Source organism: Nakamurella antarctica (assembly GCF_003860405.1).
Taxonomy (GTDB): domain Bacteria; phylum Actinomycetota; class Actinomycetes; order Mycobacteriales; family Nakamurellaceae; genus Nakamurella; species Nakamurella antarctica.
Map to the genome: position 1 here is coordinate 901,328 of NZ_CP034170.1, position 14,771 is coordinate 916,098.

At 62.0% G+C, this 14,771-nt stretch carries 12 protein-coding genes; 10 read left to right on the forward strand and 2 right to left on the reverse strand.

What is annotated here, in order from left to right; translation table 11 throughout:
* Positions 1 to 10 precede the first annotated feature (10 nt).
* The 3 genes from EH165_RS03940 to EH165_RS16075 all read left to right on the forward strand — a co-directional run bounded on the left by EH165_RS03940 (position 11) and on the right by EH165_RS16075 (position 3,696).
* On the forward strand, positions 11 to 1,732 hold the full coding sequence (locus EH165_RS03940; RefSeq protein WP_124798122.1) for an ABC transporter permease: 1,722 nt from the start codon (positions 11 to 13) through the stop codon (positions 1,730 to 1,732).
* Positions 1,732 to 2,745: an ABC transporter ATP-binding protein gene (locus tag EH165_RS03945; RefSeq protein WP_124798123.1), complete on the forward strand. Its 1,014-nt coding sequence runs from the start codon at positions 1,732 to 1,734 to the stop codon at positions 2,743 to 2,745. Before EH165_RS03940 ends, EH165_RS03945 begins: the two co-directional genes overlap by 1 nt.
* A gap of 72 nt (positions 2,746 to 2,817) precedes the next feature.
* The gene (locus EH165_RS16075) at positions 2,818 to 3,696 is read left to right on the forward strand and encodes a (deoxy)nucleoside triphosphate pyrophosphohydrolase (protein WP_239020688.1); all 879 of its coding nucleotides are present in this window, start codon (positions 2,818 to 2,820) and stop codon (positions 3,694 to 3,696) included.
* Positions 3,697 to 3,784: 88 nt separating this feature from the next.
* Here the strand turns inward: EH165_RS16075 and EH165_RS03955 are convergent, their stop codons facing one another.
* Positions 3,785 to 4,021: a hypothetical protein gene (locus tag EH165_RS03955; RefSeq protein WP_164479018.1), complete on the reverse strand. Its 237-nt coding sequence runs from the start codon at positions 4,019 to 4,021 to the stop codon at positions 3,785 to 3,787.
* Here EH165_RS03955 and EH165_RS03960 point away from each other — a divergent pair.
* The 6 genes from EH165_RS03960 to EH165_RS03985 all read left to right on the forward strand — a co-directional run bounded on the left by EH165_RS03960 (position 4,020) and on the right by EH165_RS03985 (position 12,958).
* Entirely contained in the window at positions 4,020 to 4,775 is a 756-nt protein-coding gene (locus EH165_RS03960; RefSeq protein ID WP_206426094.1) for an ABC transporter substrate-binding protein, read from the forward strand. The genes EH165_RS03955 and EH165_RS03960 overlap by 2 nt on opposite strands.
* A 160-nt stretch (positions 4,776 to 4,935) precedes the next feature.
* Positions 4,936 to 5,730 carry an amino acid ABC transporter permease gene (locus tag EH165_RS03965; protein ID WP_124798126.1) on the forward strand — a complete coding sequence of 265 codons (795 nt, stop codon included), beginning with the start codon at positions 4,936 to 4,938 and terminating at the stop codon, positions 5,728 to 5,730.
* Between the two features lie 6 nt (positions 5,731 to 5,736).
* Positions 5,737 to 6,588 carry an ATP-binding cassette domain-containing protein gene (locus EH165_RS03970; protein WP_124798127.1) on the forward strand — a complete coding sequence of 284 codons (852 nt, stop codon included), beginning with the start codon at positions 5,737 to 5,739 and terminating at the stop codon, positions 6,586 to 6,588.
* Positions 6,589 to 6,816: 228 nt separating this feature from the next.
* Positions 6,817 to 8,682, forward strand: coding sequence for a translational GTPase TypA (gene typA, locus EH165_RS03975; protein WP_124798128.1), 1,866 nt, complete (start codon positions 6,817 to 6,819; stop codon positions 8,680 to 8,682).
* Between the two features lie 33 nt (positions 8,683 to 8,715).
* On the forward strand, positions 8,716 to 10,788 hold the full coding sequence (locus tag EH165_RS03980; RefSeq protein ID WP_124798129.1) for an ABC transporter substrate-binding protein: 2,073 nt from the start codon (positions 8,716 to 8,718) through the stop codon (positions 10,786 to 10,788).
* Positions 10,789 to 11,095: 307 nt separating this feature from the next.
* Positions 11,096 to 12,958, forward strand: a complete 1,863-nt coding sequence (locus tag EH165_RS03985; RefSeq protein WP_124798130.1) for an ABC transporter family substrate-binding protein — start codon at positions 11,096 to 11,098, stop codon at positions 12,956 to 12,958.
* Here EH165_RS03985 and EH165_RS03990 read toward each other — a convergent pair.
* Positions 12,934 to 13,146 (reverse strand): hypothetical protein, encoded by a 213-nt coding sequence (locus tag EH165_RS03990; RefSeq protein WP_124798131.1) that lies wholly within the window; start codon positions 13,144 to 13,146, stop codon positions 12,934 to 12,936. The genes EH165_RS03985 and EH165_RS03990 overlap by 25 nt on opposite strands.
* A 10-nt stretch (positions 13,147 to 13,156) precedes the next feature.
* On the opposite strand from EH165_RS03990, the gene EH165_RS03995 reads away from it, so the two are divergent.
* On the forward strand, positions 13,157 to 14,671 hold the full coding sequence (locus tag EH165_RS03995) for an ABC transporter permease (protein WP_206426095.1): 1,515 nt from the start codon (positions 13,157 to 13,159) through the stop codon (positions 14,669 to 14,671).
* Positions 14,672 to 14,771 lie beyond the last annotated feature (100 nt).

A 14,771-nucleotide genomic window follows, 5' to 3' on the forward strand; every position in this document is an offset into this window, starting at 1 on the left:
AGCGCAGACCATGAACGACAAGCCACCGCTTCGGGCCCACCCTGAAGATCGGGTAGGAAAGCTGCTCCGCCGAATGGGATTGGTGCTGGCCGCGCTGATTCCGCTCGGTATTTTTGCCGCCTTCTTTTTCTACCCGGTGGTGGCCTTGGTGGGCCGCGGACTTGTCGGACCTGGCGGCGGCGGCCCTACCGGAATTGACCTCACGGGCTTTGCCGATGTCGTGGGCAGGCCCCGATTTTTCAAGGTCGCCTGGTTCACGCTATGGCAGGCTGCGGTCTCCGCAGGGCTGTCGGTACTGCTAGGTATTCCCGGGGCACACTTGCTGTACCGGAGGAGCTTTCGCGGTCGTAGTGCCCTGCGGGCACTGGTAACGATCCCATTCGTGCTCCCCACGGTCGTGGTAGGGCTGGCGTTTCGAACCCTGTTCGCCAGCAGCGGTCCGCTTGGATCCTGGGGGCTCGACGGCACCGTGTGGGCGATTCTGCTCGCCCAAGTGTTTCTGAACTACGCGGTGGTGGTGCGGACGGTGGGGACCACCTGGGCGCAGCTGGACCAGCGACCAGAGGAAGCGGCACAAGCCCTCGGCGCGAGCCCGACTCGGGCGTTTTTGACGATTACGCTGCCAGCTCTGGGCCCAGCGATCGCCGCAGCGGGGACCCTGGTCTTCCTGTTTTGCGCTACGAGTTTTGGCATCATGGTCGTGCTCGGCGGCGGAAAGTTCAATTCTCTGGAAACTGAGATCTTCCGGCAGACCACGCAAATGCTCGACCTGCGCACCGCATCGGTGCTCTCCATTGTTCAAATTCTCTTGGTAGGAACAGTTTTGGGGATAGCCGCTCGCATTCGTCATCGCACCGAGTCCACCCTGCGCCTGCAATCGCACGTTGGTGCGAAACCCCGGGTGAGTGCCGCGGATTGGCCGGTCGTGCTCGTGACAGGGGTGGTCGTGGCGTTGCTGGTTGCTCCGATGGTGACTCTTCTGGGCAGGTCGCTGCACACCGAAACAGGTTGGGGTTTCGGTAATTTCGATGCTTTAGCCAGCACCGGCGACTCGCAATTGTTGATCGTGTCGGGCTGGACGGCGCTCGGCAATTCCGCCAGTGCCGCCGCAATCGCGGCGGCACTGGCCATCACACTTGGCGTGTTGCTGTCGATGGTGCTGGCGCGAAAGCCGAGGCAGGCGGCCGCGCGCAGATCACTAACAGTGCTCGATGGATTTTTTATGTTGCCATTGGGGGTGTCCGCGGCGACCGTCGGCTTCGGGTTTCTCATCGCGCTCGACAAGCCGCCCTTGGACTTTCGCGGATCTGCACTGCTCGTGCCCATCGCGCAGGCGATGGTGGCGACGCCGCTCGTAGTCCGGATGATCCTGCCTGTGCTCCGCGCCACCGACGACCGACTTCGTCAGGCCGCTGGCATGCTGGGCGCATCGCCGGTGCGGGTGTGGCTTACGGTTGACCTCCCCATCATGTCCAGGGCGCTGGCCGGGGCCACCGCCTTCGCGTTCGCGGTGGCGCTGGGCGAATTCGGGGCCACCAGCTTCGTCGCGCGGCCGGAACGGATCACCCTGCCGATACTGATTGGCCGCCTCATCTCTCGCCCCGGGGCGGGCAACCTGGGCATGGCTTGCGCGGCGGCCATCATCCTGGCGGCCGTATGTGCCGGCGCTGTCTTCCTCGTAGATAGATCGGTAGGCGCCAGGCGAGGCGCCGCCGGGATAGGAGCATTTTGATGGCACTGCGAGTAGACGGTGTCAGCGTTACCTACGGCCCCCAAGTTGCCGTGGACGACGTCACGTTGGAAGTGTCGAGTGGCGAGATCCTCGCACTTCTGGGGCCGTCCGGTTGCGGCAAATCCACGTTGCTCCGCGCCATAGCGGGCCTGGAGCCCGTGCGCCACGGAGTAATCTCCTACGACGCAACCGATTTGGCCGCAATTCCGTTGCATCGCAGGGGCTTTGGTCTGATGTTCCAAGACGGGATGCTCTTCCCGCAGCAGAACGTCGGAGCGAACGTGGGATACGGGCTGCGAGTAGCGGGCATGAACAAGGCAGACCAACGAGTCCGGGTTCTCGAACTGCTTGAAGTAGTGGGTTTGGGCGGATTTGAAAGCCGGCAGGTGGCCACACTCTCGGGAGGTCAGGCCCAACGCGTGGCATTGGCAAGGGCGCTCGCGCCCACGCCGCGTCTGATGCTGCTGGACGAACCACTTGCTGCGCTGGATAAGTCGCTGCGCGAAAGCCTGCTCATCGACCTCGGCAGCATCCTGCGCACTACCGGCACGAGTGCCATCTTTGTCACCCATGATCAAGGAGAGGCGTTCGGAATCGCGGATTCGGTGGCGTTAATGAACGATGGCCGTATCAGGCAGCAGGGTGCCCCTCGCGAGGTCTGGGATAACCCTGTCGACGAATGGGTGGCGCGTTTCGTCGGCTATACCTCGGTGCTGCCAGCGTCGTTGCTCATGCCCTACCTGTCAGATTCCGAGCTGCGTACAAGCGTGATGCAGGGTGGTGATACTTCCCAGCGAATGGCGCTGCGCCCCAATGCTTTACGCCCGGACCCGGCGGGTCTCATTAACGCGCTCGTTCAGTTCGTCACGCTGGCCCCGGACCACGCATTGGTGCGGGTCGACGTCCGGGGGTGGGGGAATATGACCGTGCTGGTCGATGCTGATTCGGCAGTAGCCCCGGGTGAGCACATCACGCTTCGGCTCGACAGCGCGGGCTGCGCGCTGATCCCCTGACCGCAGCAACCCCCGCGGCTGCGCCGAAGCCCACGAACCATCTGGCGCAGCAAAGAGTGGCACGCTGAAGGCGTGACTTGGCAACTAGCACCGCTGCGTGCTGCAACCCTGCTTGAAGTGGACCCGGAACGTATCCGACGGGGGCTGCTGCGAATCGATGTGTGGCAGCGAACCGCCGGCGCCCTCGGGTTCGAGCTCGATATCGCTCCGAGCTCCGCTGGACCTGCCGCAGCCTCCGCGCCAGGGGGCAGCGAGACTCCGTGGGTAGGCGGCGAGACGGTTCGGTTCCGGCAGGGACATGCCAGCGCCGGGCTGGCTCACGTCGTCATCGTTGATGGATTGCCGCAATTTCAGGTCATTACCGGGACCGCGACTGACGCTTGCGTGCGGGTGCGCATGGGTTCCACCGGCGCGGGAACGGTGGTGACCGTCGAGCTGGTGTCTTCGCGGAGCGCGGGCGCTTCGACAGGTATTTCCCGCGTTCTTCAAGGGCGGTTTCGTCGCCCCGTGGTGTTTGCCCTCCAGACCCTGCTCGGCATCGTGACGCTCGTGATGCACGAGAACGTCGTGGTGGTGGGCGCGGCGGTAATACGCGACGGCGCGGTGCTGGCGGCGCGCCGGACGTACCCACAGTCGTTAGCAGGCAAGTGGGAGCTTCCAGGTGGGAAGGTTGAGCCGGGGGAGTCTGACAAGAGTGCTCTGGTCCGCGAGATGCATGAAGAGCTCGGAATGGCTGTCGAGGTGGGCGAGCAAATCGGCGACGACGTGGCCCTTGACGTTGAGAAGATCCTCCGTGTCTATCGCGTCACGCTACTAGCTGGCGAGCCCCTGCTGACCGAGCACGACGAGGTTCGGTGGTTGCGTGCTGATCAATTGGGTGAAGTGGATTGGCTCCCCGGGGACGTTGTGGTTCTTCCGGCCCTGGCGGCTGCCCTCAATGCGAACCTGTGATGTGCCTGTCATCACTTCGTCACACAACGCATGGCAGGATGCGAGCCACACACTTTTTATGTTCGCGGGGGTCGACCTGACCCCAACATCACAGATTTGGAGTTCTCGTGACCGTTTCCACCACGCGTTCGACCCGCACTTGGCTGATCGCCAGTGCTGCGGCTGGCGCACTGCTGCTGTCCGCATGCGGCTCGTCAGATGCCAAGACAGCCGCGTCGACTCCTGCTTCGAGCAGCTCCGCCATGGCGTCCACGCCTGAGAGTTCCGCCATGGCGTCGACGACGGAAAGCTCCGCCATGGCGTCCACGCCTGAGAGTTCTGCCATGGCCTCCTCAGCGGGCTCCGCCGGTGCTGTCGACCTCGACGCTGCCAAGGCCACCCTGATCGCCAGTGGCAAGCTCACGGTCTGCACCCACCTGTCCTACGCCCCGTTCCAGTTCGACGACGGCACCGGCAAGATTGTCGGCTTCGACGTGGACATCATGGACGCCGTGGCGAAGAAGCTTGGCGTGGAGCAGACCATTGTCGACACCCCGTTCGAAGGCATCAAGGCCGGTGTCGACACCAAGGCTGGCAAGTGTGACGCCTCTGCCGCGGCAATGTCGATCACCCCGGAGCGCGAGAAGGTGATCCTGTTCTCGGAGCCGTACTTCAACGCAACCCAGGCAATGATCATCCGTGCGGCCGATGACTACCCGGACCTTAAGTCGCTCGCCGGCAAGCGCGTGGGCGGCCAAGCTGGCACCGTGGGCCTTGACTACCTGAATGCAAACTCGGCGGCGAACGGCTACGAAGTTGTCGAATACCCGGATCTGCCGTCGCAGGGCACCGCCTTGCTGACGAACCAGATCGATGCCGCAGTCAACGATTCCCCAGTGTGGAAAGACCTGGTTGACAAGAACGCGGGCAAGTTCAAGGTCACCGCTTCTTTCGACACCGGCGATCAGTACGGCATCGGCATGAAGCTTGGTAATGACGCCCTCAAGGCTGTCGTTGATGCCACCCTCGAGGAACTCAAGGCGGACAAGGCTTACGACGATATCTACAAGAAGTGGATCGGCGACGTTCCTGCGAGCTGATTGGTGTACGCCGGGCGGTCCCGGGTGGTGTAAAACCACTCTGGGCCGCCTTTTGTCTCACCCCGCTGCTCGCACCGGTTGCTTTGAGGTGCACCATAACGGTGCGCTCAATGCGTCCCGCCCACCCTGAGCCGTCCTTCGTAGAAATATCGGAGCTCCCATGGCATTGACCAGACGTCAAAAGCTGCGCGTTACCCGCCTCGTTCAAGGTTTAATTGGACTGGCCGTCATAGCCGTAATTGTGACGGTCGCGGATTGGCAGGCTTTCGCGAAGTCTTTCCTGAACTGGGATGTGGCGAGGGGGATGTTCCCGAGGGTCATCACGACCGCTCTGATCAATACCTTGCTCTACACAGCTTGCTCATTCATGTTCGGGTTGGTCCTGGCGATAGTCCTGGCATTGATGCGCTTGTCAAGTTTCATGCCGTATCGCGCTCTCGCCATGGCCTATGTCGAACTCTTCCGCGGATTGCCAGCGCTCGTGGTGCTGTTTCTCATTGCTTACGGGATTCCTATTGCCTTTGCTGGGTTTACGCTGCCGGGAGGACTCCTCGGTTCGGTGACGGTGGGGCTCGGCCTCACCGCTGCCGCCTATATGTCCGAAACCCTGCGCGCTGGTATCCAGGCCGTCCCGAAGGGCCAAGTCGAAGCTGCTCGTACGTTGGGAATGTCCTCGGGGCGCACTCTCGTGACAATCGTTCTCCCGCAGGCCTTTAGGATCGTGATCCCGCCGCTGACCAACGAGATGATCTTGCTTGTCAAAGATTCGTCGTTGGTCTATGTCTTGGGTTTGACCCTGAAGGAGTACGAGCTCACCAAGCTGGGCCAGACCGTCCTCACCTCCCAGGCGAGCGCCACCCCACTCCTGGTCATCGCGATTCTGTACCTTGTCCTCACACTTCCGTTGTCCCAGTTGGTGCGACGGCTCGAAATCAAGCACGCAAGGGCCAGGTGAACCGAAGTGACGACCCCCTCGACTTCAACAGCTAGTGCAATTCCTGCGATTTCCATCCAGGGCTTGCGGAAATCCTTTGGACCCGTAGAGGTGTTGAAAGACATCAGCTTGGACGTTAACCACGGTGAAGTGGTGTGCGTCATCGGGCCCTCCGGTTCAGGAAAATCGACCCTGCTCCGCTGCGTCAACCTGCTCGAACAGCCCACCGCGGGCAAGATTTTCGTCGGCGAGGCGGAGATGACTGATCCCGACGTCGATATCGATGGCGTCCGTCGCAAGATCGGCATGGTATTTCAGTCCTTCAACCTCTTCCCGCACCTCTCGGTCCTGGAAAACCTTACGGTTGCCCAGACCAAGGTGCTCAAGCGCTCCAAGTCCGAGGCGGACACGATCGCTCGGAGCAACCTCGAACGCGTGGGCATGTCGCATAAGGAAGATGCCTTCCCCGCACAGCTTTCCGGCGGACAGCAGCAGCGGGTCGCCATCGCACGATCGTTGTCGATGACCCCAGACCTGATGTTGTTCGACGAACCGACTTCGGCCCTCGATCCCGAATTGGTAGGCGAGGTGCTGGCAGTGATGAAGGGTCTCGCGAAAGATGGGATGACGATGATGGTCGTTACGCACGAGATGGCCTTCGCGCGCGATGTTGCCGACCGCGTCGTCTTCATGGACGGCGGGTATCTCGTGGAGGAGGGCCACCCGGACCAGGTAATCGGGAATCCGCAGCACGAGCGGACGAAGTCGTTCCTCTACCGAGTGCTCAACCCCACCCAGGTCGAAGAGGGCGACGAATTCCCGGCTCCTCCCGTAGCTGTGACGCCCGTTTCGGTGATGAAGCCCGGAGAGCGCATTTAACCCAAAGGATTTCTACGGCTGCCTTCGTGGCGGTAGAGGAACACCGCAGATGCTCCAGTGCAGGTGTGACGTATCTAGCTGCGCCAATGTGGGACCAACACCGGTCACCAACGGGTAGTCTTTGAAAGCTGCGCTGTTCGGCTTGGGCCTGAGAGTAGTGGCCCAACCATGCACCATTACAGCGCTTCCGCGAGTTTCGCGGCGGCCAAACCGCTGGGAGCTTCACGCGTGACATCTGCTTCAACCACGAAAACCGTTCGATCTGATCTGCGAAACGTCGCCATCGTCGCGCACGTCGACCACGGTAAAACCACCCTCGTTGACGCCATGCTGTGGCAGTCCGGCGCATTCCGCGAAGGCAGCCTCCACACAGACCGCGTCATGGACTCCAACGACTTGGAGCGCGAAAAGGGCATCACCATTTTGGCCAAGAACACCGCGGTCCGCCGCGGCGACATGGTCATCAACATCGTCGATACCCCCGGCCACGCTGACTTCGGCGGCGAAGTCGAACGAGCCCTCATGATGGTTGACGGCGTCGTCCTGCTCGTGGATGCGTCCGAAGGCCCATTGCCGCAAACTCGTTTCGTGCTGCGGAAGGCGCTGCAGGCCAACCTGCCAGTCGTATTGGTGATCAACAAAACCGACCGCGCCGATGCCCGCATCGACGAAGTTGTGGACGAGACCTACGCATTGTTCTTGGACCTCGACGCCACTGACAAGCAAATCGAATTCCCGATCGTCTACTGCGCCTCCCGCGCGGGCCGCGCATCGATGAACAAACCGGCGGACGGCGAGATGCCGGACCACGAAAACCTCGACCCGCTCTTCGATACCCTCCTTGCTGCTATTCCCGCCCCGCAGTACACCGAAGGCGCACCGCTGCAGGCGCAGGTTACCAATATCGACGCCTCCCTGTTCCTGGGCCGGATCGGCATGTGCCGGATCATCGAAGGCACCATGCAGAAGGGCCAGCAGGTTGCCTGGATGAAGGCCGACGGCACAGTCGTCAAGACCAAAATCACCGAATTGTTGATCACCGAAGCGCTGGATCGTGTGCCGGTTGATACCGCCTACGCGGGCGACTTGATCGCCGTGGCAGGTTTCGCCGAGATCACCATCGGCGAGACCTTGGCCGATCCGGATAACCCCGTAGCGCTTCCACCCATCACCGTCGACGAACCTGCCATCTCGATGACGGTAGGCATTAACACGTCGCCGCTGGCTGGAAAAGACGGCGGCAAGAAGCTCACCGCACGTCAGGTGAAGAACCGGCTCGACGCCGAACTGATCGGTAACGTCTCTCTTCGGGTTCTCAACACCGAACGACCGGACACCTGGGAAGTTCAGGGCCGTGGCGAATTGGCGCTGGCGATCCTGGTGGAAACCATGCGCCGCGAGAGCTTTGAGCTCACTATCGGCAAGCCGCAGGTCGTCACCCGCGAAGTGGACGGCAAAGTGCATGAGCCGTTCGAGCGCCTCACCATCGACGTTCCCGAGGAATACCTTGGCAACGTCACCCAGCTCTTGGCGGTGCGCAAGGGCCGGATGGAAACAATGACCAACCATGGCACCGGGTGGGTGCGTCTCGAGTTCCACGTCCCCTCGCGTGGCCTGATCGGATTCCGCACAGAGTTCCTCACCGACACCCGCGGCACCGGCATCGCGTCCGCCATCTTTGACGGCTACGGCCCATGGGCTGGCCCGTTGCGCTCCCGCCCCACGGGCAGCCTCGTCGCCGACCGCCCGGGCAAGGCCACCCCGTTTGCAATGTTCAGCCTGCAGGAGCGCGGCACCATGTTCGTGCCGCCGACCACCGAGGTCTACGAGGGCATGGTTGTCGGCGAGAACTCGCGCGCCGACGACATGGACGTCAACATCACGAAAGAAAAGCAGCTCACCAATATGCGGAAGTCTTCTTCCGAGGAATTGGTCCACCTCGTGCCGCCGCGCGCGCTGTCGTTGGAGCAGGCACTTGAGTTCTGTGCCGACGACGAATGCGTGGAGATCACCCCGGTGTCTGCTCGTATCCGTAAGGTCAACTTGAACGCCAACGAGCGGGCCCGTACCCGTAGCCGCACCAAGAAGCAGTAAGTATTGCTGGGCGCAAACCCTAGAGTGACAAGCGTGAACATCACCCGCCGCCGCAGCCTCGAAGAAGGTCGCGGTCGGCGGGTGTTGTTATTCCTCATGCTGTCCGTACTGGTATCCGGATGTACCCCGCCAGGGTTGCCGGCGGCGTTGCCCCCGTTGGTGAGCGACACCGCTCCACGGGCCCCCGTAGTCGACGACCTGATCTCAATCGGCACCGACAGTGTCATTAGCGGATTCAATCCCTATGTGGCGCAACAGTTTTCACCGGCTGCCAGGGCGATTGCAGGTTTGGTGTTGCCCACTGTATTCACCCCCGGCAATGACGGTCCAGGGGCGGCGCCGACTGCGCTGGTGGATCGTGTTGCCGTGACCTCGCTCGACCCCTTCACCGTCACGTATTCGTTGAACAGGGGGGCGGCATGGTCTGACGGGACGCCCATTGCCGCGGAAGATTTCAGTTATCTGTGGCAACAGATGATCGACCCCGAGCTAGCGGGTTCCGTGGTGAGTCCTGGTGGCTACCAGCTGATTTCGGCCATCACCTCGGCTGATGCCGGTAAAACGGTGATCGTGCAGTTCGCGAAGCCCTATGCGCAATGGCGCACCCTGTTCTCACCGCTGCTGCCTGCCCGAAGCGTGAAAGATAATCCGGGCGGCTTTCTCGCAGCGCTGACCGGTGGTTTCGCGGTGGCCGGCGGACCGTACAAAATGACCTCGTATGACGCGGTGGTAGGTGAGATAAAGCTGGCGCGAAACGACAAGTACTGGGCGAAGCCACCCGGGCCGTCAGCGGTCGTCCTGCGCACCGGGTCCAGCGAAGATTTGCTGAATGCATTTACCCGCGGCGACGTCAATGCGCTCTACCTGAGCCCCGACGCCGTCACGGCCAGCACGCTGGAGCAGGCCGCGGCGAACACCGTCGGCGGACCGGGGGCGGTCCGGCTGCAACCCATCCCGCAACCCTCGCTCACCTCCTTGCGGTTCAACACCTCACCCGGGCGGCTGACCGCGAACCCGGCCATCCGCCGCGGTGTGGCCGCGGCCTTGGACGAGGAGAGCCTGCAGTCGTCGATCTCGCTGGGGTGGGCTGCGGGTTCGACGGCTCCGGTGTCCCAGCTGCAACTTCCAGCCGATCCGGTCCACGTCGCAACATCGGCTGGCAACACCGGCAGCGTCGCGTCCGAACTGGGTGATGCGGGCTATCAGCGGTCGGGACTGTATTACCGCCAAGATGCGGCTGTGCTGAGTATCACCCTCGGTTATCCGGTCGACGACATTCACCTGACCGCAGCGGCTGTGCGAATTCAGTCCCAGCTTGCAGAAAACGGCATCGTCGCAAACCTTTTGCCGTTGGCGCCGGTCGATCTTGCAGCGGCGCTGGCCGTCGAAGCCCCGGCGGATGCGCTCCTGCAGACCGTGCCGAGGAGCGCTTCGGACGCAGCGGAGGCGGTGTCGCAATTGGGCTGTGGCGCCGCGCTGAACCCTTCCGTAATAGCGCTACCCTCGCTATCGGCATCGTCCCTGCCACCTTCGTCGACACGGCCGAGCGCGTCCTCGTCCACTGCAGCACCAACACCCACTGCAACACCCATCAGGACCCCTATCGGGACGGCGCCACCTACGACAGTCGCAGGCCCTCTCGGCAACGGCGGCGAGGACCCGTGCCCAGACCCGTTGCCGTTTCAGCTCACGGCCTTGCTGGGCGGTGACCAGCCGATCGTGGTGCAGCCGGAAGTAGGGCTACCGGAAGCGGCGCAATCGGGGGAGTCCCCGGTAGCCGCGACGACCACGGGCACACCGGCCGCGGGCGGTTCTTCCACCGCAAGGGCAGCCGAAAATCCGCCTATGTCCTCGCCCCTCCCCACCGTGGGCACCGTCAGTACCTACGCCCGCCCCGGTACCAGTGCGATCACTGCGGCCCAAGCATTCACACTGATTGATGACGAGTTGTGGCAGCGGATGGATTCGATCCCGCTGGCGCAACCGGTGCTTCTGCTGGCTCTCGGCCCCGCGCTCGCGAAGTTTCAGGTCGAACCCGCTGATGCGTCCGAGCAGTTGTGGGGCGGGCCGCTGCTCGACCTGCCACAGTGGCCGACGTCCAAATAACAGTGCCGTAGAAAATTCCGGCAAACATTTTTGGCGTATGGGGCACCCTCAGCCGCACATTCTTGTGACGATGTGCTACAGGCCCAAAGGTTTTGCGCCGGCATCTAACGGTGTCCCACTTTCGGGGTTCCATTAGTTAGCCAGGGTCACCTTTCGATCACGATCCGAACCCTCGCGTACACAGATAACCCACAAGTTCGTAAGGTTCGGGTGTCACACAGACGAGAGGTTGCTAGTCGGCTCATGCGCTGACGGTCGACGGGGACCGTTCACGAGGATCGATCCGGTAACTCCGGGAGGACAAGAGATGAAAAGAACACGAGCACTCAGCTTGACCGCGCTGGTCGCGGGCACGGCACTAGTTCTGTCCTCCTGCGGGGGTTCGGTAGGAGGGAACTCGGCAGCGACGCCTGCCACCACAGCTCCCAGCGTCGCTGCGACTAGCTCCAGCTCCGAGGCGTCATCAGGTGCGATGTCGAGCGACAGCTCCGCTGCTCCCACGAGTAGTGCGGCATCGGACTCGCTCGCGGACACCATCAACATTGGCTACGAACAGGCCACCGGTGGATATAACTGCAACACCGCAGCCACCAACAGCGTCTACTGCGCCTACGTGGATAACGTCACGCAAGGCGCCTTCGTCCACGTGCAGCCGGATGGCTCGATCAAGCCGGACACCGAATTCGGTACCTACGAAAAGACCTCCGACGACCCGCTGACTGTCAAATACACGTTTGCGGACAAGGCTGTCTGGTCGGACGGCACTCCTATCGACTACGACGATGCCCTCCTGGCATGGGCGGCATACTCGGGCACTCACCCGGGCGGCAAGGACGCCGATGGCAACGCCACCGACCTCTTCCAGGCAGCCAGCACCAACGGCTGGGCCCAAGTCAAAATGCCCGAAGGCAAAGCTGGCGACAAGTCGTTCACCATGGTCTTCACCGACCCGTACGCAGACTGGGAGGTGCTGGGCGCGGGCTTCATGCCGGCGCATATCGCCGCCAAGGGAGCCGGACTAAGCACTGACGGTGATGGGGCTGCGCTCGTGGCCGCGATCCAGAACAACGACACCGCCACCATCACCAAGATCGCTGACTTCTGGAACACGGGGTGGGATTACGAGGTTGACCTACCCAAGCTTCCCGATACCGCGATCCTGCCGTCCTCCGGGCCGTACAAGGTTCAGAACGGCTCCAACGGCAACCTGACGCTGGTGAAGAACGACAAGTGGTGGGGAACACCGGCAAAGACGAACACCTTGGTTTTCAAGCTCGTCAGTGACCAAGAGTGGGTGCAAGCGATGGCCAACGGTGAGATCGACTCGTTCGATCCGTCCAACGTCACGGGCGACATCGTCGACCAGTTGAAGGCGAAGCCGGACGCCATCTCCTACAAGGTGGGTGAGGGCTACACGTTCAGCCACATCGACTTCGACACCTCGCCGGAAGGCAAGCTCGCTAATCCCAAAATCCGCCAGGCTTTCATGAAGTGCGTGCCCCGCCAAGAACTCGTCGACAAGTTCGCCAAGCCAGTTTTTGATGGCGCACAAATTCTTAATCTCCGCGAGTTCCTGCCGGCCCAAGGCAATTACAAGGACATCTTGAGCCAAGTCCCCAGCGCAACGCTGTACGACAAGGTCGACATCGCTGGCGCCAAAGCACTTCTGACCGAGGCGGGAGTTACTCAGCCCTACGACATCCGCTTCATCCGCTCGGGAAAGTCTTCGCTGCGCGGCGATCAGGTCCAGGTCATCAAGGCCTCCTGTGATCAAGCGGGTTTCAACATCATCGACCAGCCGGATGACGATGTCTTCACTACTTTGACCACGCGCGGAACCTGGGACGTTGCAGTGTTCGGCTGGTCCGGCTCGGGGCTCGTAGCATCCGGTCAGTCCATTTACGTGACCGGTGGCAGCCAAAACTTCGGCGGCTACAGCGACCCGATCGTCGACGCGGCGTGGGACAAGGTCGTCCGCACCGTTGATCGGACCAAGGCAGAAGAGCTTAAGGTTCCGATGGAGGAGCAACTGTGGGCTAACCCCTACAACTTGACCCTGTACGCAAACCCGGGCCTCGTGGCCTTCAGCTCCAAGCTTTCGGGGGCTGTCTACAACCCGACGCAGGCCGGGGTCACGTGGAATGCTTACGAGTGGACGAAGACGAAGTAACTGCTTCCTGTCAGATCGGCTGAGTGGCAGCGCTCGCTCAGATGTTCTCGGGACACAGCGGCAGTGCCGGTGGGGCGCCAGATCTTCAGGCGTCCCACCGCCTTCTCATCCACACCCAAGGCAGGCTGGGCGCAAATATCGCGCCCGGCCGGGCCACCCGCTAGGGGGAGACGCGTGCTTGTCTTCATTGGGAGACGTTTGGTCGTTTCCTTTTTCATTATTCTGGCCTCTACTGCTTTGACCTATGTACTGGTGGCGTTTTCTGACAACCCGCTCAAAGATCTGCTCGAACTTCGAGGATCGTTGCGAGAAACGAAGATCGCGGCGCGCACGATCGCGCTCAACCTCGACACCCCGGTACCTGGGAGATATTTCCTCTGGCTCGGCGATGTCGGGAAGTGCCTGTGGCCCTGGTCGGATACCTGCACCCTCGGTTTGAACCGCGACGGGAAACCTGTACTCCCGCAGCTACAATCGGCCATCGGCTCGACCTTGCGGCTCGTTATTGTCGCGACGCTGCTCGCCCTGGTGCTCGGCGTCGTCACCGGCGTCGTGACGGCCCTTCGCCAGTACAGCGTCTTCGACTACACCGTGACATTCGTTGCCTTCCTCTGCTTCTCGCTCCCGGTCTTCTGGGTGTCGACGCTGCTCAAGCAGTACATTGCCATCGACCTGAACACGTGGCTCGGCAGTCCGACGCTGACCTACGGGGGAATAGCGCTGCTCGCCGCAGTGGCTGGACTCTTCTGGGCCCTCATCATCGGCGGAACGCGACGGCGCTATCTCACAGTTTTCGGGGCCGGGTTTGCCGCTACCTTCCTGGTGATCTATCTGCTGCTGTCCACCAACTTTTTCGTCACCCCGTACTTCGGCGTCATCGGCGTCGCGGTGTTCGGGCTTGCGGCAGCTCTCGGGTGGAGCGCGCTCTTTGCTGGTCTCGACGCGCGCAATCGTCCCGTGCTGTATTCCAGCCTTGCAACGGTGGTGGTGGGCGTCGTCATCTCGATAGCGGGGAAGTCACTGCTCGATGAGGCGAACTGGTTGACCGTTATCGGCATGCTGGTCCTGCTCATGCTGATAGGTGTCGTCAGTGGTCGCCTGCTCGGTGGTCAGAGCACCAAGTTGGCCGGAAGAGTGGCTGCCACCACGGGTTTCACCGTGGGCATCCTGATTGTCGTCGACCGGCTTCTTCGGTCCTACCCAGCACTGTTCGCTGCTACCGGGGGCCGGCCAATCAAGACGAATGGCTCGGAAACGCCCAACCTGAACGCAGACTTCTGGACCACCAACCTTGACTACCTGATGTACCTACTACTCCCCACCATCGCGATCATGCTGATCTCCTTCGCCGGGTACACCCGCTACACGAGGGCGAGCATGCTGGACGTAATGAGCCAGGATTACGTCCGTACCGCGCGCGCCAAAGGACTGAACAACAGGACCGTGATCGTGCGGCATGCGTTCCGGAACGCACTGATCCCGCTAGCCACCCTGGTGGCTTTTGATTTCGCGGGAATTCTGGGCGGCGCGGTGATCACCGAGACAGTCTTCGGCTGGAGTGGGATGGGAAAGATGTTCACCACCGGCATCACCAACGTGGACCCGAACCCGGTGATGGCGTTTTTCCTCATCACGGGCACGGCGACGGTGCTGTTCAACATGTTGGCAGATATCGCTTACGCCTACCTCGACCCACGTATTCGATTGGGATGAGCACATGACAGATGACCGCACCACCTCAGATCCACTGGAGCCAGAAGTGGATCCACTAGAACCGGATGCCGTGGCGGCGGCCAGTCGCGTCCCCGTAACG